The 16,953-nt window shown below is 62.4% G+C and carries 16 protein-coding genes; 5 read left to right on the top strand and 11 right to left on the bottom strand.

Going from position 1 to position 16,953, the window contains the following annotated elements; translation table 11 throughout:
• The first annotated feature begins 17 nt into the window (after positions 1 to 17).
• The 4 genes from N788_RS01555 (at position 18) to N788_RS01570 (ending at position 4,285) form a co-directional block, all read left to right on the top strand.
• Positions 18 to 767, top strand: a complete 750-nt coding sequence (locus N788_RS01555) for a c-type cytochrome (RefSeq protein WP_051924234.1) — start codon at positions 18 to 20, stop codon at positions 765 to 767.
• A gap of 25 nt (positions 768 to 792) precedes the next feature.
• Complete coding sequence (locus N788_RS01560) at positions 793 to 1,329, top strand: YybH family protein (RefSeq protein ID WP_034220260.1); 537 nt, start codon at positions 793 to 795, stop codon at positions 1,327 to 1,329.
• Between the two features lie 69 nt (positions 1,330 to 1,398).
• On the top strand, positions 1,399 to 3,729 hold the full coding sequence (locus N788_RS01565) for a heavy metal translocating P-type ATPase (RefSeq protein ID WP_084695821.1): 2,331 nt from the start codon (positions 1,399 to 1,401) through the stop codon (positions 3,727 to 3,729).
• Between the two features lie 109 nt (positions 3,730 to 3,838).
• A complete protein-coding gene (locus N788_RS01570) occupies positions 3,839 to 4,285 on the top strand; it encodes a DUF305 domain-containing protein (protein WP_034220262.1) in 447 nt (148 codons plus the stop codon).
• 257 nt (positions 4,286 to 4,542) lie between these two features.
• Here N788_RS01570 and N788_RS01575 read toward each other — a convergent pair whose 3' ends face one another.
• Entirely contained in the window at positions 4,543 to 4,803 is a 261-nt protein-coding gene (locus tag N788_RS01575; protein WP_034220264.1) for a helix-turn-helix domain-containing protein, read from the bottom strand.
• A gap of 654 nt (positions 4,804 to 5,457) precedes the next feature.
• Between N788_RS01575 and N788_RS14170 the strand changes: the two genes are divergently transcribed.
• Positions 5,458 to 6,219, top strand: coding sequence for an SseB family protein (locus N788_RS14170; protein ID WP_160171899.1), 762 nt, complete (start codon positions 5,458 to 5,460; stop codon positions 6,217 to 6,219).
• Positions 6,220 to 6,275: 56 nt separating this feature from the next.
• On the opposite strand, the gene N788_RS01585 is transcribed toward N788_RS14170, so the two are convergent.
• The 10 genes from N788_RS01585 to N788_RS01630 form a co-directional block, all read right to left on the bottom strand.
• Positions 6,276 to 7,268, bottom strand: a complete 993-nt coding sequence (locus N788_RS01585) for an ATP-binding protein (RefSeq protein WP_160171900.1) — start codon at positions 7,266 to 7,268, stop codon at positions 6,276 to 6,278.
• 4 nt (positions 7,269 to 7,272) lie between these two features.
• Positions 7,273 to 9,144, bottom strand: a complete 1,872-nt coding sequence (locus N788_RS14525; protein ID WP_152560326.1) for a hypothetical protein — start codon at positions 9,142 to 9,144, stop codon at positions 7,273 to 7,275.
• On the bottom strand, positions 9,128 to 9,700 hold the full coding sequence (locus tag N788_RS01595; RefSeq protein WP_034220270.1) for a hypothetical protein: 573 nt from the start codon (positions 9,698 to 9,700) through the stop codon (positions 9,128 to 9,130). Before N788_RS01595 ends, N788_RS14525 begins: the two co-directional genes overlap by 17 nt.
• A gap of 346 nt (positions 9,701 to 10,046) precedes the next feature.
• Positions 10,047 to 11,171, bottom strand: a complete 1,125-nt coding sequence (locus N788_RS01600) for a hypothetical protein (RefSeq protein WP_152560327.1) — start codon at positions 11,169 to 11,171, stop codon at positions 10,047 to 10,049.
• On the bottom strand, positions 11,168 to 12,757 hold the full coding sequence (locus N788_RS01605) for an efflux transporter outer membrane subunit (protein WP_084695824.1): 1,590 nt from the start codon (positions 12,755 to 12,757) through the stop codon (positions 11,168 to 11,170). Before N788_RS01605 ends, N788_RS01600 begins: the two co-directional genes overlap by 4 nt.
• Positions 12,757 to 13,227: a hypothetical protein gene (locus N788_RS01610; RefSeq protein WP_034220274.1), complete on the bottom strand. Its 471-nt coding sequence runs from the start codon at positions 13,225 to 13,227 to the stop codon at positions 12,757 to 12,759. Before N788_RS01610 ends, N788_RS01605 begins: the two co-directional genes overlap by 1 nt.
• Before the next feature lie 35 nt (positions 13,228 to 13,262).
• Positions 13,263 to 13,988 (bottom strand): ABC transporter ATP-binding protein, encoded by a 726-nt coding sequence (locus N788_RS01615; protein WP_034220275.1) that lies wholly within the window; start codon positions 13,986 to 13,988, stop codon positions 13,263 to 13,265.
• Positions 13,981 to 15,186, bottom strand: coding sequence for an ABC transporter permease (locus N788_RS01620; protein WP_034220277.1), 1,206 nt, complete (start codon positions 15,184 to 15,186; stop codon positions 13,981 to 13,983). The genes N788_RS01615 and N788_RS01620 overlap by 8 nt, the downstream gene beginning before the upstream one ends.
• Positions 15,183 to 16,334: an efflux RND transporter periplasmic adaptor subunit gene (locus N788_RS01625; RefSeq protein WP_034220278.1), complete on the bottom strand. Its 1,152-nt coding sequence runs from the start codon at positions 16,332 to 16,334 to the stop codon at positions 15,183 to 15,185. The genes N788_RS01620 and N788_RS01625 overlap by 4 nt, the downstream gene beginning before the upstream one ends.
• Positions 16,331 to 16,939, bottom strand: a complete 609-nt coding sequence (locus tag N788_RS01630; RefSeq protein WP_034220280.1) for a TetR/AcrR family transcriptional regulator — start codon at positions 16,937 to 16,939, stop codon at positions 16,331 to 16,333. Before N788_RS01630 ends, N788_RS01625 begins: the two co-directional genes overlap by 4 nt.
• Between the last annotated feature and the right edge of the window lie 14 nt (positions 16,940 to 16,953).

Consider the following 16,953-nt stretch of genomic DNA (forward strand, 5'->3'; position numbering starts at 1 on the left):
AACCAGGAGTCCTAGTCATGTCACTTATCAAGAGCGGTCTGATCATCATTGTGTTCGGTGTCGCGGCGGTGGCTGGCGGCGTCTACTTCGGCGCGATTCACCCGGGCGCCGATCAACCGCATTCATCGGCCGTCTTCAAGCTGATTGAAACGGCCCGGGATCGCGCCATCGCCGTCCGTTCGCACGACGTTGTGGTGCCGACGCTGGGCGACGAAGCGCAGGTACTAAGCGGCGCCGGCAACTACGCCGCCATGTGCACCACCTGCCACCTCGCCCCGGGAATGGCGGCGACTGAGCTCAGCCAAGGGCTGTACCCCGCGCCGCCCGCCCTGGCCGAGCTTGGCGCGCCCGATCCGGCGCGTGCGTTCTGGGTCATCAAGCACGGCATCAAGGCGTCGGGCATGCCTGCCTGGGGCAAGAGCATGTCCGACGAATACATTTGGAACATGGTCGCGTTCCTGCAGAAAATGCCTGCGTTGAGCCCCGAGCAATATCAGGCCCTGGTGGCCAGCAGCGGCGGGCATGACCACGGCGGCGGCGAGAGCATGCTGCACGACAACGGCATGGACGGCATGGCGAGCATGGACGGCGGCAGCGGCGACCACCATGGCGGCGCGGCTCCCGCCGCCCACGACGACACGGGTTCGCCGCCACACGGCCACGACATTCCCGCCCCGGCGCCTCATGACGATGCCGGAACCACGCCCCATGACCACGACAAGCCGCCAGCGCATGACGATGCCGGTGCGCCGCCGCATGACCACTGATCACCTTTTGACAGGAGCTCCTTTGATGAAGCGTATTGCCACTCTTGCTGTGCTCTCCCTTGCCGCTGTCGGCAGCCCCGCCTTTGGCAATGAGCTCGCCACCGCGCCTCACGCCCACGGCGCGACGGCGAAACATGTGCCCGCCGGCCCAGTGCTGAATATTCCGGCGAAGGCGCAGCCGGCGGTCGCGGCCGTCGAGCGCTTCTCCACTGCACTGGTGGCAGGCCAGCTCGACGCCGCCGGCGCCGAACTCGATCCCAACGTGCTGATCCTGGAAAGCGGCGGCGCTGAACGCTCCGCCGCCGAGTACCTGGGTGGCCACGCCAAAGGCGACGCGGCCTTCCTGAAGACCGCCCACATCCAACTGGTGCGACGCACCGCCCAAGTCAGCGGCGAACTGGCCTGGGTGGCCAGCGAGAGCGAACTGCACCTGAGCAAGGACGGCAAGCCGGTCACCGTGCTCAGCACCGAGACGATGCTGGTCCAGCGCTCGGACGCCGGCTGGAAGATCGTCCATATCCACTGGTCCTCGCGCACGAAAGCGCCAGGCGATCATCACTAAATTGCAACACTACGAGACGCTATCGCGCCGAGACGCATCCGTCATCAACCTACGACCGGAGCCGCGAACATGACCCAGCACCCCAGCCATTCGCCGGGCAATTCACCGCCCCCAGAAGACCTGCCGAAGGATCCCGTATGTGGCATGGCTGTGACTGGCCCGTTGTTCGTGCTGCACGAGGGCAGCCGATACCACTTTTGCTCGGAGCGATGCCGCCAGAAGTTCCTGGCTGAGCCTGGACGTTACACGGGTGCCGATGCGCCCCAGGCCGAAGCAATGCCGTCGGCGCCCGCTCTTCCCGGCACGCAGTACACCTGCCCGATGCATCCGCAAATCGTCCGGGACGGCCCGGGGACCTGTCCTATCTGCGGCATGGCGCTTGAGCCCATGCAGCCGTCCCTCGAGGACGACGACAACCCCGAACTCGCGGACTTCACGCGCCGCTTCTGGTTCACCTTGCCCCTGACGGCGATCGTGCTCGTGCTGGCCATGGTCGGGCACCGTTTCACCGGCCTGGATCCCCTGGTACGGACCTGGGTCGAACTGGTCCTGACCACCCCGGTGGTGCTGTGGGCCGGCTGGCCGTTCTTCGTGCGCGGCGTGGCCTCGCTGCGCACCGGCAATCTGAACATGTGGACACTCATCGGGACCGGCGTCGCCGCTGCGTTCGGCTACAGCGTGGCGGCTACCCTGGCGCCGGGTTGGTTCCCGGCCTCGTTCCAGGAACACGGCCGGGTTGGCGTGTATTTCGAAGCGGCAGCGGTGATCGTGTCGCTTACCCTGCTCGGCCAATTACTGGAACTCAAAGCCCGTTCGAAAACCTCGGCCGCCATCAAGGCACTGCTGCGGCTGGCGCCCAAGACCGCCCGGCGCATCAATGCCGACGGCAGCGAAGAGGATATTCCGCTCACCCACGTGCACGTCGGCGATCGCCTGCGCGTGCGTCCCGGCGAAAGCGTGCCCACCGACGGCGACGTCGTGGAGGGCCAGTCCAGCGTGGACGAGTCCATGCTCACCGGGGAACCGATGCCGGTGAGCAAGAAGCCGGGCGACCACGTGATCGGCGCCACCCAAAATGCGACCGGTAGCCTGGTCATCGTGGCGGGCAAGGTCGGCGCCGATACCGTGCTCAGCAAGATCGTGCAGCTGGTGGCCAATGCCCAGCGTTCACGGGCGCCCATGCAGCGCATGGCCGACACCGTGTCGTTCTGGTTTGTGCTGGCGGTGCTGGCCATTTCGCTGACAACGTTGCTGGTCTGGGGCCTATTCGGGCCAGAACCGTCCTGGGTCTTCGGCGTGCTCAATGCCGTGGCGGTACTGATTATTGCCTGCCCCTGCGCGCTGGGACTGGCGACCCCCATGTCGATCATGGTCGCCACCGGGCGGGCTGCCAGTGCGGGCGTCCTGTTCCGGGACGCGGAAGCGATCGAGAACCTGCGCAAGATCGACACACTCATCGTCGACAAGACGGGCACCTTGACCGAAGGCCGCCCCAGCTACCGCGACACGGTGGTCTTGGCGAGATTCACTGCAGAAGAGGTCCTGCGAATGGCCGCAAGCCTGGACCAAGGCAGCGAGCACCCCCTCGCAGCGGCCATCGTGGCCGAGGCCCGAGAACGCGGTATGAGCTTGTCGACCCCGGAGGCCTTTGAATCGGCCAGCGGCATTGGCGTGCGCGGGCGGGTCGACGGCCAGGCCCTGGCCCTGGGCAATGGCGCCCTGATGACCGAGGAAGGCGTCGACGTAACGCCCCTAAAGACGGACGCCGAACGGCTGCGGGCAGATGGCGCCAGCGTGATGTTCCTCGCCATTGATGGCCAGGCCGCCGGCCTGATTGCCGTGGCCGACATGATCAAGGAATCCACGCCCGAAGCACTCGACCAACTCCGGGCTGCGGGCCTGCGAATTATCATGGCCACCGGCGACGGCGAGACCACGGCGCAGGCCGTGGCCAAGGCCTTGGGCATCACCGAGGTGCACGGCGAGGTGCGGCCGCAGGACAAGGTGGACCTGGTGGCCGAGCTCAAGGCCGAAGGGCGCCGCGTCGCGATGGCCGGCGACGGCATCAACGATGCACCGGCGCTGGCGCTGGCCGATGTCGGCATTGCCATGGGCACCGGCACGGACGTCGCGATGTCCAGCGGCCAGGTGACCTTGGTCAAGGGCGACCTGCGCGGCATCGTCCAGGCCCGCAAGATTTCCGAGGCCACGGTCGCCAACATGAAGCAGAACCTGGGCTTTGCGTTCCTTTACAACGGGCTCGGCGTACCGCTCGCCGCTGGCGTGCTGTACCCCGTGTTTGGCCTGTTGCTCAGCCCGATGATCGCGGCACTGGCGATGAGCCTGAGCTCGGTCTCGGTGGTCATCAACGCTCTGCGCTTGCGCGGAACCGATGCCTGACGACTCCTCCGCAAGTCTGGCTGCCGCACGGGCCCCCAGCGCCCGGAGGCAGCGTGCATTTACTCGCTGGGAACTTCATCCCGTCATCGCAACATCAAGGAGAAAGCCCATGAAGTACTCACGATTCGGCTTGATGATCCTGGCGTCAACCACGCTGATGTTTGGCTTGATGTACCTAAACAACTACGCGCTCGACCACATTTACTTCAGCGAGACGCGCTTCTACATGTCGCTGGTTATGGGCGCCAGCATGGCGGTGGTGATGTTGCTGTTCATGCTCAATATGTATTCGAACAAAACGGCAAACGTTGCCATCCTGGCCGCGGCCGTACTAACGTTTTCGGGCGCCTTGTGGCTGGTCCGAAGCCAGTCCACCGTCGAGGACGTGTCCTGGATGAAGGCCATGATCCCGCATCACTCCATCGCCATCCTGACCAGCTCACGGGCCGAGATTTCCGACCCCCGTGTACGTGATCTTGCCGACCGCATCATCAAAGCCCAGGAAAGCGAGATCGCCGAGATGAAGAAATTGATCGCAGAACTTGAGGCCGAGTGACGCGACCCGACCTGACGTGATGCTATTCTGCAGGGCCGTCATGCGGTTTCGGCATTCGAGACGGTGCTTGGGGACAGCCACCTGCTCAACTCTTGTGTTCGGCAGGCTCGATGCCGACAAGGACGGCGAGCTCGGTCGCGGGGAGATGCCGGCCTGTTGCGGCCAGACCATTGATCAGCACTCCGCAAAAGACTCAATGAGCCAGCCCTACCCCCGATAAGCTGCCCTAATCGCCCCACCCTTTGGCGCCAACAGGCTCAACGGCCGCGTCCCTTCGGACGAAGGGTGAGGATCAACTCGAGTGCCTTTTCGGGAGACAAGCCAAGCTTGTCAGTGAGGACGAAGTACTCCATGACGTCCAAGCGCCGGGAGCCGCTCTCCACAGCAGACAGGCGCTGCTGAGGCCAGCCCAGAGCCTCGGCAAGGGCGACCTGAGTCAGGCCACGGTCCTTACGGATATTCCGAAGGCCATCGACCAGGTCCCGGTATTCCTTGGCGTAGATGGTCTTCTTGCGCATCGCGGTCCGGCCCTCTCTGGACGGACACGCTAGGCGGCGTGGTCAAATACATGAAAAATGTGTATTTTGGGTTTACCATCTGGTGGCGGAATGCGCCTAACCGGGTCCCGGCCTATGCCCCTGTTGCTGGTCCATCCGAGCGTGGACCTGACGCTCGAGCTCTACGTCTCCCCGGCTTTGGAGGAGGCCATTGCACTGCAATGGGAGCGGATCCGCCAACGCACGGTTCGGGATACTTATGTCAGGTCGCTGGAGTATCGACTGGAAGGCCTCCTCCAGGATTGCCTGGACTGGGACCTCAAGCCCCCTACGGACGCGCAAACCTCATACGCAACCCTCCTCGCTGCCCGCCATAGGGTCCCTGTGCCGTCGGAGGCTATGGCTTACCGGTTTCACATGGCCATGTTCATCGAAGCCTGGTCGCGCAAGCCTTTTCCTAATGACCAGCGCAACCTTAGACCGGGGGCGACTCCCAGCGCCTCCCCCCAACCGGACCCCGGGAAGCCGGTCGAGCCCTCCGACGCGAAACCAGACCCTGACGCCCAAGATGCTCCGTAGCGAACCCCGTCAATGCTGGGCCGTAGCATGCGTCAGCTGTGCCGACGGAAATCACTCTTGCGGCTCGGCTCAAAGAAAAACCGTGGCGCTCGCCCCATGAGCGACGCACAATCTCTGTCCCTAGATCAGCTAATCGCCCTAGCGGTGGACGACCCGTCACTCGAAGACGTGCTGTTTGCTCGATTGCTCGGAAGAACACTCTACGTTCACTCGCCAGAAGCACGAAGGGGCCCGACGCTGTCGCTCGTCCAGTTCACAACCCCGCAAGGGGTCTTGGCTATCCCCGTATTCACCGACCGCAGAAAATCCGAATTCGCCAGCGGCGGAAACGTCCAAACGGTACCGATCCAAGGCCGCCAGCTCCTCCACGCGACACAAGGGGCCACTATCGTCGTCAACCCAAACGACAACTGGTGCATCCTCTATCCGGAGGAAATACAGCTCCTTCTGCAGGGCAAGCCACTCGGCAGGACTCCAGAAAGCATGGAGCTTTCAAATCCTCCTGATCTACGTCCGCCACAGAGCGAACCCTCCTTCGTGCACGCGGTCGTCGCCTCACTCTCCTCTAGCGACCTGGCCCTGAATGCTTGGCTGACAGAGACGGACGCCACGGAGCTGGGCGCGCCGGTACGATATGTCATCGTAGTGGCTGCCGCGAAGCCACACCACGAAAGGATCGCCCGAATGTTGACTCTTGGGCTATCCGACACTTTCAGATCGTTGGATAACATCGTCGACATCACCTTTATCGAGCCCGGAAAGAACCACGCAACGTGGCTGAAGATCAAAGCTGATTGCCTGATTTTTAGTCGCCCCCGAAGCCTCGACTCGCCCTATGTCCCACATGGAAATACGTGACAGAACAGCGATCAGCGTAGCCCGGAGCGCGCAATCCGAGACTTTCTCTCCTTAAACTAGGACGCGTCCGTCTGCTCGGCTCCTTCCTCTTCGCCCCCGCCAGGGTTCTCGTCCTGACCCAACGCTTCCAGCTGCAACATACCCGCGCTGTCGACCACATCAGTCGTCTGCTCCGGTGTCAGTCCGGTAAACTCGGGCCGGTTCGCATAGTTCTGAAATATGTAGCTGGCCATTTTCGTCAGCGCCTCCATAGAGATTTCCTCAATCGGATTTAGCCTCATTTCCTCCCGTCGACTCGTATAGGCCGTCCACACGGGTTCAGCCTCATTGCCTAGCCGCCAGTCGGCCGCCCAAGCCTCCGGCGCCAACCCCTGTGTGAAGGTGGTGCCGCTACGCGCCGGGTAAAAGCAATGCTGATCAATGCGATTAAAGGAAAATTTGACTTCCTCAAGCGATCTCTGACCGACAAACTCAATCTCGTCAGCCATCATTCGGGCAGTTATCTGCTTCTCACCACTCGCGATAAGCAGATCCCGCTTGGTCTTTAGCTGAGGCTGACCGACCATCAGCGTGAACAACATCACCTTGTACTGCATGTAGAGTTCGTTCTGCAGAGTCATCAATATTTCGAAGTGCATGTTCTGCAAACGCTGCGCATCGTCCAGCACCAAGATGACCTTCTTGTATGGACACCGGCGCGCCAGAACCAAGAACCGGTTGACAATTACCTTCTGCCGCATCACTTTCCCGGCCCGCGAGGGGGTGGATTCTCCCAGCGCCTCCATAATCTCGTCTAGGAAATCATTCTCGCGATACGAATCGTGGAATCGCACGCACATCAGTACCACTGCGATCTTGTACCCCAACAAGTCCGAAAGGTACTTCTTGATGAACTCGGCGCAATGAGACTTACCCAGGCGACGCTGGCCGTAAACGATGGTTCCCGGCACGTTTAGCTGAAGCCAGCGCACCAGGCTCTTGATGACCCGGTCAATTGGCCGAGTCAGAATGAGATAATCGTTCCTAAGAAATGGGTGGGGAGCAGACACGTCGTCAGCCCTTGAGCTTGGCGCCCAAAATCGCTTCAATGTCGAAGTCCATAGACTTCGCAACATCTGCGATCAGCCGCGGCGCCCTGCTTGGTTTGGCCTCGGTGCGCTTTGGCGGCGGCGACTTGGGCCGGTCCGGCTCTGCGGCAGCTGAGTGTTTTGCACGGCGCAGCAACTGGTTTACGATCTGCTCCGGGTCTTTACCCTCTTCCCAGTGGAAGTTGCCGTCTTCGATTTCGCGGTTAAGGCGCTTGCGTAAGCGCTCGTCGTGAACGAAGGTCGCCCACGGCCCCCGCGCGAACAGCGTACCCAGCGGGATGCCACCGAAGGCTTGGGCCTCGACCGTCCGCAGATCTGTCAGGTCCACCGTAATAACAATGTCCTTTCCCACCAACATGTCGGCAGCGCGCAGCAGGTCATTGGTGTATTCGACCTTCAGATAATGAATGTGCGGCGGATGTCCGTCCCGAGCCCTCACCGGGACCGATAGTTCGATCTTGAGCAGATTCCGCCAGCTGGCGGATACGGAGGCGTCGATTCGCCTCAGCGCAAACTCGGACTCCTCTCGCAGGAACTGCAGTGGTGACTTTCCGTAATGCGCAGAGGTCGGGTGAGCGTTGTAGTTACACATCACGACCTCGAGGTACTCCTCCATCTGCTCAATGGTCATGCCACCTTTCTCGGCCGTTGTCATAGCGGCTGCTCGTTCCTGGTTGGACATTTCGGGTCGCACGCCGACTATCAAATGCTGGATGTTTCGGTGCGTGAGCGTATTGAAGAGCTGTTCAATTTCCGTGCGCGTGCGCGGCTCACCCGGAAATCCTAGGACCAGCACTGCGTTCAACTTCTTGAGAACTACCTCACGGATACGATCGGCATGGTGTGCCAGGGCGTTATCCAAGCTGACGGTAGACGGGTAACGGCAGGCACAATTTGCGAACATAGAAGGCATACCCGCGCCAGTCTTGTACGCATCAACCAAGCTAGGAACCAGGAATTCCGTGCGTCTCTTCCACGGCATCATGCATGCGTACAGGCATCGCAAGACATCCAGGTGACTGATCTCCTTTCCGACCGACAACGCAAAGCCTAAGGATGCGCCACTCTCAACTTCAACTGCGGCAATCAACCATGGCCGCAGGCTTCGCGTCTTGAACCGCCCCTTGCGTCCAACGAACCGCACCGGGATGAAGCTGTCCAATCGATGGGCGTCAATCTGGATCCGCCGATAGCGGGTGTCGATCTGCGGGCGAAAGGCGCGTTCAATTGAGCCGCGCAATGAACCATGCACCTTCCCGCGAATCTTCCCTATCAGCGCGTGCAGCGCTTGACGGAAACCTTCGCGGCCTCGGTTCTGTAAGTTGAATGGGTAACCCACCTCGCCTTTAACCTTAACCAACTCGTTAAGAAAACGAGTGTGCAGCTTCGCGATTGGTAGGCGACGATCCGGGCCCAATTTCGCGTACTCTTCGGCCTGCTCATTGAGCAGCTTTTGCAGCGGCTTGTGCTTGGCAACTAGTTGAACAAATAGACCGCTGGCGCCCTTTCCGGCGGCTAGCGCTTTGTCGCTCGGCGCACTTGAGCGCACGTAACCCTTTCGACGGGCATAGGGCACCAAGGTGCGGAAGCCGGCAATTTGCCCATCGATGTCTAGCGATGCGCATGCTTCCAACATCTCGTACAACTCTTTGCCTTTGATCCCTTCGGCCTCCTTAATGTCCTTAAGGGAATCACCGCGCATGTATTGTTCAATGGCTCGCTTACGGCTTTCATAAGCTGCCAGGAACTGCTTCTTGACAGCCTTCTCGGCCGGCACGGGCCAGCCGGCGGTGTCGCGCCATTGCGGAGCGAATAGCTGTTCAACTTTGCGGTGCATGGCTCACCTTCTCAAAGCGAGTTTGCATCGAAATGGCCTGCCCCCACTCCACCGTGACCTTGCCAGTTCGTAATAAGTGCATAACGGCGCACTGAGTGACGTAAGGCGAGGCATCCACCCGGCGACAGATGGCGTCTAAGCTCTCGCTCTCTTTCGAGAACCCAGATAGCAAGCGGGAGCACTGAGCCTTCAATCCGCCCTGCAATCGCGCGGCCACCGCGAAGGGATGCAGTCCCTCAAGCTCATGCAGCAGCGAGCGTCGCGCCCAAAGCCAGCGCGGAGTGATCCGGGCATTGCCTTCGTCTGACGCCGGCTGGAAGCCGTCCTGTCTTAGCGCCCAGGGATCTGAAGCCGCCCGGATGTCCTTCGGCCGCTCGCCAAATTCCACGTCGAGTAGGAACTCGTCATCTGCCGTCTTCACCCAAAAATCGGCGAGCTTGACTTCGGGATCATCTGGATTCGCAGGGAGCTCCACGTAATCGCGGACGCTCTGAGACCACTCCAGCCAGAACGCGAACCAATAGGCTTGTCCGGGGACAATCGCTTCGCGGCCCATTCTGGCGCTGTAGTACTCACAAATAGAGAGCGCGCGACGCTGCTTGAGCGTCAGCCGGATTGGATTCGGTTTCGGGCGCGCATTCACCCCACGGCTAGACCCCCCGGGTGACTCGCCCCCTTTATAGGACTTTTAGGTGTTGTGCACAACAGCTGATTTCCCCTAGGCCCGTACACCGACCCCGCAGCCTTCAATGGGTTACGTCAGGTGCCGCTGGGTGGAATTAGGCGCGCAGCCAGATTGCCCCCTGCTCCAGCCAGCCCCACGACATGGAGCTCTAGGAGATCTCTAGAGTAGCCGGGTCGGCTCAGGGCATTTGAGGATCGACTAATCGTCTATTCTTGGATTACTGAGTTCGCGCACTCTCCAGTTCCGGTGTAGGCCAGGGACGATAGCTAAGCCAGTCGCGAATTCGGGCCTCTCGAGCCGGCTCCAGACGCTTGAAGAACTGCATGCGTGCTTCTAAATCCGCCTTCTCATCGAGACGGGCACAAAGCCCGAGGTCCACCAGCACTTGGCGGATCTGCTCAACATGACTCAAAACCAGTGGAGCCAATTCCTTGGGCGGGAATCCTTTATGGGAGAACATCCCGAAGAGCACCCATTCCGCGCGTAGGAAACCTGGGGGATACCGCCCAGGGGACGCCTCGAACTGACAGAACGTCATGGCCACTGCTGTCATTACTTCCTGAACCAGATTCTTGCCGACCGGATCCGCCATCAATGCCGCTGGTGTCGGCCACGGCCGCAAATAAATATCTGAAAGGAATCGGCCGGTGAAGTCATCGGCGTCGATCTCCAGGAGGATTCGCTCACTCACGCCGTGTGCCGGCAACCCGGAGGGATCCTTTTCGTCGAACACCTCCAGCCCATGGATCATCGACAGGTAGTGGGTATGCCCGCGCAGAACGTGTGCCATCTCGTGCAGAAACGTGGCAAACAGTGCGCGCTGGGCAAGCCGGGCCGCCAGTTCACGGCGCGGCCTATCCGAGGGCATCGGAAGCGTCTTTCCAGTGGCAATGATGACTCCATCGGTCACGCCCTCAAAAGGCAATGTGCTCCAGACACTCCGCTCTGACAGAAGGCGGTAGGCAGTAAAGAGCGAGTCGAGAAAGGACCCGAATGTCACGCTGATGGCATGAACGTGCTCCTCGGGCCGTAGGGCGAACGCACAACCGTTGACGTCCTGTGAGTCGGTCATGAATCCCACAAGCTGGACTGGCTTGAAACGTTCGGCTACTGCCTTGCTCTGGAAGAGGGCCTGGATGGTGGAAAAGGCCGCACGAGCCACCTTGCTTCCGACAATTTCCTGCGGTCCCACCCTTAGGATGGGACGCGCAGCCGAAGTGTCGGTCAACAAGTTCCCCTGCCCCGCTCGCGCCAAGATGGCGTTGGCCAAGATGCGGTCACGGCTTTCGACGCCACCGAATTCAAAGGGTTTGGCCGGGAATACCCAATCAAGAAAACTCATGGTGCCGCTCCTACCCGCAAACCACCGCCACCGGCACTATTTTCCTCAGACGCCGGCTCTACATAGGCCTGGCCGGCATCTTCGCGTCCGTCCAAGTGATCAATTTCGTCGGGAAGGAACTCGCCGTCCGTCATGACGCGCAGGATCTCTGCCGTTGCCAGGAGGCGGTCCGACATGGCGTTGATGACACGGGTCTCGATCGCAACAAAGGCGATGTACTCAGGCAGCAAGTCGGCACGACTGAGGGCGCCATGCGCCTGTTTAGTCCGGAGGCTTTCAACTACGATCACCGAATCCTTGTAAGCGTCATTGGCCAGGGTCAGATTGATGGCCGTGATATCGGCCTGCTTGAGGCTCTCTGCGACCTCGCCCAAGGCCGATAGCAGCGTTCCCCGGTAATGGGCGGCTGCCGCGTCGACGGCCGCGAGCCGGACGCGCTTCATGCCATGCAACTCTCCATCCAGCAGGGGGGCCGTGAGCTGGGCCAACAGATTCCACCCTTGGGTGGTGCCGCTGAACAGGCCGCCCTCGCCCAACTGGTAGGCGCCGGTGCTGGCACTGAGTGTGATGTCCGGGTACAGGGAGGCCACGGCAACGCCGTAGTCCGCGGTCGCCGCTTCGAGCAGCCCCTCGGCCGCAAGGATGTCTGGTCGGGTTCGGACCAAGGCGGAAGGCACGACCAGGGGAATCGTTTCGGGCAACTGGAAGTCCTGCAGCGTAAAGGGCTCGCCCTGGTAGCTCGACGGCTCCTGACCTGCCAGTACTGCCAAGCGCTGGCCGAGCACCTCGATATCCGTCTCCAGGGTGGCCACGGTCTGTTCGGACAGGCGAAGGTCACGCTGAACCGCATGAACGTCCGCCTGGGTCGCGTGCCCAAGACGAAGCCCTTCCATGGTCAGGTAGAGCAGTTCGTCGTGGGCGCCGCGCCGCGCATTTTCTGCCCGCAACTGATCTACGAGGCGTGCCTGCTCGATGGCGGTGACCACAATGCCATGAGCCACGTCGCGACGGGCGGCGAGCGCCGCGTAGTACCGTGCATCCGCGCGGGCGGCAAGCGCCTCCAACTCCCGGCGAGTCCGGCCCGCCAGATCGAGCCGGAAGCTACCGAGCAGGCTGGCACTTTCCTGATTCACGACGGGACCGGAACCGCCTGCAACCGTCCCGGGCAGCCCATTGGTGCGTTCCCCCGTTAGCTGTCCGACCAGCCGAGGCAAGGTCGCACCTCGATGCTTGGCGTCGTAGAGTGCATTCGCCTCTCGCACACGGGAAAAGGCTTCATCGATCGTGGGGCTGTCGGCCAGGGCATGCTCGATCAGCTGGGCCAGACGGGGAGACTGAAACGCGTTCCACCACGCTCCGTCGACAGACTCCGCGGGCTGAAGGCGCTGGGCTTGTCCATGCAAGTTGTCGGTGCGCGCCGTTTCGACCACCAGCGAGCCTGCGTAGTAGGCATCGGAGGCCGGAGGATCCGGGCGCACAAAATCCGGGCCAGCGGTGCAGGCCGCCAGCGAGAAGCTGGCCAGCACCGCCAGCCCCACGGCGGCGCCACGTCTTCCGCACCCGTGTAAAAGGCTGTGGAGTCGCATCAGGGCGCGCCTCCATAGAAGTGGGTCCGGAATTCCTTCCGATGCGCCTGGTGGCAGGCAAGACAGGCCTGTTGCACCTCGGCATAGGCCTGGATCACGCCCTCGCCATCACGGCGCTGGGCGGCCCCACCCATCTTCATCGCTGCATCGTGGGTAAGCCGGTCGGCGGCGCGGAACTCCGCGGCATGGCCACCCAGGAACGCCATGATGCGGGCCTTCTCGGTGAACGAAGGCGCGCGGTGCTTGGCGATCTTGGGCGCAACGTCGGCCACCGCCTCCCAGTCCTCTCGGGAGATGGCACCGGCGACGAGCTGCATCTGCTCGCCGAGCTCTTGCATGATCTTTTGCAGCTCCAGCGGATTTCGATCCGCAGCACCCACGGATGGGGCGAAGAAAAGCGAGAGCGCCAGAAGGACGGCAGCAGCTCCCGTGCCCGAGGGGGTTGGCGGGCTAAAAGGCTCAGTAGTCATGGATCAGGATCTCCTGATGGTTGGAGGAATGAGCCTCAGGGGCCGTCGACCGGCCTGCCCTCTCCCGCTTCTTCATGGGTCACGCCGTCGCGGATGTGGTAGATGCGACGGAACGTCGGGATGATTTTTTCGTCATGAGTGACCACGATGATCGCGGTCTCGAATTTCTTTGCCATGGCATTGAGGATGCGAATCACCGCCATGGCGCGATCACTGTCGAGCGGTGCCGTTGGCTCGTCGGCCAGGATCACCGGCGGACGGTTCACCAGGCCGCGGGCGATGGCCACGCGCTGCTGCTCACCTCCCGAAAGCTGGGATGGCATGGCCATCGCCCGGTGGTGAACATCCAGGGCCGTTAGCAGTTCAAGGGCCCGCTCGCGGGCTGCGCCATTGGCCATCCCGGCGAGCATGGGCAGCAGTGCCACGTTGTCGGTCACGTCCAGGAACGGGATGAGGTAAGGCGCCTGGAACACGAAGCCGATCTTGTCGCGCCGCAAAGCCCGCAGGTCGCGGGTGACCCAGCCGTTGTCGTAGATCACTTCGCCACCAAGGGTCATCTTGCCGGCCGTGGGATCGATTACTGCGCCAAGGCACTTGAGCAAGGTGCTCTTGCCCGAACCCGATGGACCGATGAGTCCGACCACCTCGCCCGGGGCGACATGCATGTCCACGCCTTTGAGCGCGTCCACGGCCGAATCGCCGGACCCATAGCGCTTGCGCAGGCCCTCGATCTTGATTCCTAGTCCACGCGTGTCAGCCACCGATCGCCTCCGCAGGGTCCACCTTGAGGGCCATCCGGATGGCGATCAGGCTCGCCAGGGCGCAGATGACCAGAACCGAACCGAATCCCATCGCAGCGTCCACCGGCAAGAGCAGCACGTACTTCGGAAACAGCGGCGCAGCGAACGTGGCGGTGATCTTGCCGACCACGAAGCCAATCACGCCCAGCACCAGCGACTGCTGCATGATCATCCAGGCAATGGTGCTGTTCTTCGTTCCGATCAGTTTGAGCACGGCAATCTCGCGGATCTTGTCCATCGTCAGCGTGTAAATGATGAACGCCACGATCGCGGCACTGACGATGGCCAGGATCACGAGAAACATGCCGATCTGCTTAGCTGAGGTGGCAATGAGCTTGCCAATCAGGATCTTCTCCATGTCGAGACGGGTATAGGCTGTCAATCGCTTCCATTTCTCGATATCGCCTGCCACCTGGTCCGGGTCGACACCCGGGTCAAGCCGCACCAGGACGGCGTTGACGAAGTTGTTGGTTGCCTGCGAGGCGTTCACCGACTCGAGCAGATCAGGCACGCCGGGACGGTTGAAGGCAGGGTTCTCGGCGGTACGCCTACGGCTCTGGTGGATGGCGTCGTTGTCGCGCAGGAATTGCGACTCCTGGGCATCCTTGAGCGGGATGAACACCATCGGGTCGCCACTTGAGGACACCATGCGCCGGGTCAGGCCGACAACGGTGTATTGGTTACGCCGGATGGTGAGGCGGTCACCTAGGGCGAATCCGGTGGCCACGTCGGCCACGGCCTCGTAATGGCTCCTTGTGATCTGGCGACCGGCGATCAGGTACGGAGGCCAGCCGGCGCTCGTGCCGTTCCCCCCGGGGGCAATACCGACCACCATGGCGCGTACATCGGACTCGCCCTTGCGTACCTGCATTGTCAGGTAGGTGACGTTGGAGGCTTCCTCTACGCCTGGCATGGCCGACAGGGCCCGGTACATGTCGTCGTTAACGCTCGACGATTCCGCATAAGGACCGAGTGTGCCCTGCTGGACCACCCACAGGTCGGCGCCGCTGTTGTCCAGGAGCGCCTTTCCGTCATCCACCATGCCCCGGTAAACGCCGGCCATGACCAAGGTGACGCCGATCAGCAAGCCAAGGCCGATGCCGGTGAAGACGAACTTTCCCCACGAATGCAGGATGTCGCGGCCGGCCAGGCTGATCACGGAGCGGCTCCCGGCAGCGCCTCGACCTCGCGGATCCGGGTGCGGGCCGCCAGAGTGGTTTCGCTGTAAAGAACGACAACATCACCCACCTGCAGCCCGTCGTGGACCTGAACGTAGCCATGCAGGTCCGTCGGACCAGTGCGTACGGGGGTGAACTCGATATCGCCGTCGACCACCTTCCAGACGCCAATCGCGTGATCGACCCGACGCAGCGCGGCCGAGGGGATGGCCAAGGCGGCCTTTCGCACCGGCAGGTGCACGGTCAGGTGGACGATCTCGCCCAGCGGCGGCAGCGGCTCGACCTTTTCTGCGAAGGCGAGCTTCGCGACGGTTTCCTCGGTGACCGGGTCAGCCTTGGGCTCCACGCGGACCACCTCGCCGTTGAACAACTCGCCCTCGCGGGAGCGCAACTCGATGACGGCCGGCAGGCCTGCAGCCAGCCCGTGGGCGCTGACCTGGTCGAAGCGCGCATTGAGCCAGACCTCGCCCGGCTCGATAACCTCGATCACCGGCTGGCCGGCGACGACCGTCGTTCCGGGGTCGGCCGTGCGGGCGGCGACGATGCCATTGACCGGGGCTCGCAGGACCAGGCTGTCGCGCTGGCTCTCGGCCGCCCGGACGTCGGCGCGGGTGCGGGCGATCTCCTTGTGCCCGGCGTTTAGCGCCGACTCTGCAATCCGCAGCTCCTGCCGCTTGGTGATGATCTGCTCCTCGCTGACCACCTGCGCGGTGAAGAGCTTTTCGTAGCGTTCGGCCTGCGACGCCGCGAACGCATGCCGCGCCTCGAGCTCGGAGAGGGTCGCCTCGGCCCTCTCGGCGGCAGCGCGCAGCGCGTCCAGGCGCTGCTCAAGATCCACCGGGTCCAGCTCAGCCAGCACCTGCCCAGCTTCCACCGTATCGCCCGGTTGCACATCGACCAGCAGCAAGCGGCCGGGGGTGATTGGGCCCACGCGGTGGGTGTACCGTGCGTCGACCGTACCGACGCCGGCGATCTGCGGTTTGAGCTCGCGCATGGTCACCGAGGCCGTCGTCACCGAAACTGGAGCCATGGGGCCGGATCGGACCACGACGTAAATGAACAGGACGACGATGGGAATCGCCACCGCGATCAGGCCCAAGGTGCGTCGGGACACAGCGGTGAGTTTCATCGCTTTGCCTCCAGGCCGCGGCGGTATATCGCAAAGACCTTGGGCGCCTCGGCTTTGAGCACCTTCGGGTCACCTGCCAGCATCGATTGCATGACGATCCCCTGGATCAGGCCGATGAACAGGATCGACGCCGTGTCCGGGTCCGTTTCCGGGGCGATCTCGCCCAGGGCGATGCCGTGCTGGACCTGCACCCGCAGGCGATCGGCATAGCGCGCCATCAAGGTCCGCGCCATTTCCTTGGCCGGGCTGGACTCCTTGCGCTGTAGCTCGCTGAACATCATCCGGGGAATGCCGGGGTGCTCGGACACGAACTCAATGTGGCTCAGGAACATGGCCTCCATGGCCGCCAGTGGCGACTCGACGCCAGCTGCGGCGCGCTCGATTCGATGCAGGAGCCGGGTTGTCACCCACTCCATGACGGCCTGCCAAATGGCGTCCTTGGTTGGGAAATGGCGGAACAGGGCACCCTGGGTCAGCTTCATGTGCTTGGCGATGGCTGAGGTGGTGATTTCGGCAGGGTTGCTCTCGCCCGCCAGCGCCACGACGGCTTCAACCGTGACAGCGCGGCGCTCGTCGGCGGGCAGATGCTTGGGATGCGTGCTCACAGGTCGCTCCGTGA

Origin of the sequence: Arenimonas donghaensis DSM 18148 = HO3-R19 (assembly GCF_000743535.1) — a bacterium.
In the GTDB taxonomy this organism is placed as follows: Bacteria; Pseudomonadota; Gammaproteobacteria; order Xanthomonadales; family Xanthomonadaceae; genus Arenimonas; species Arenimonas donghaensis.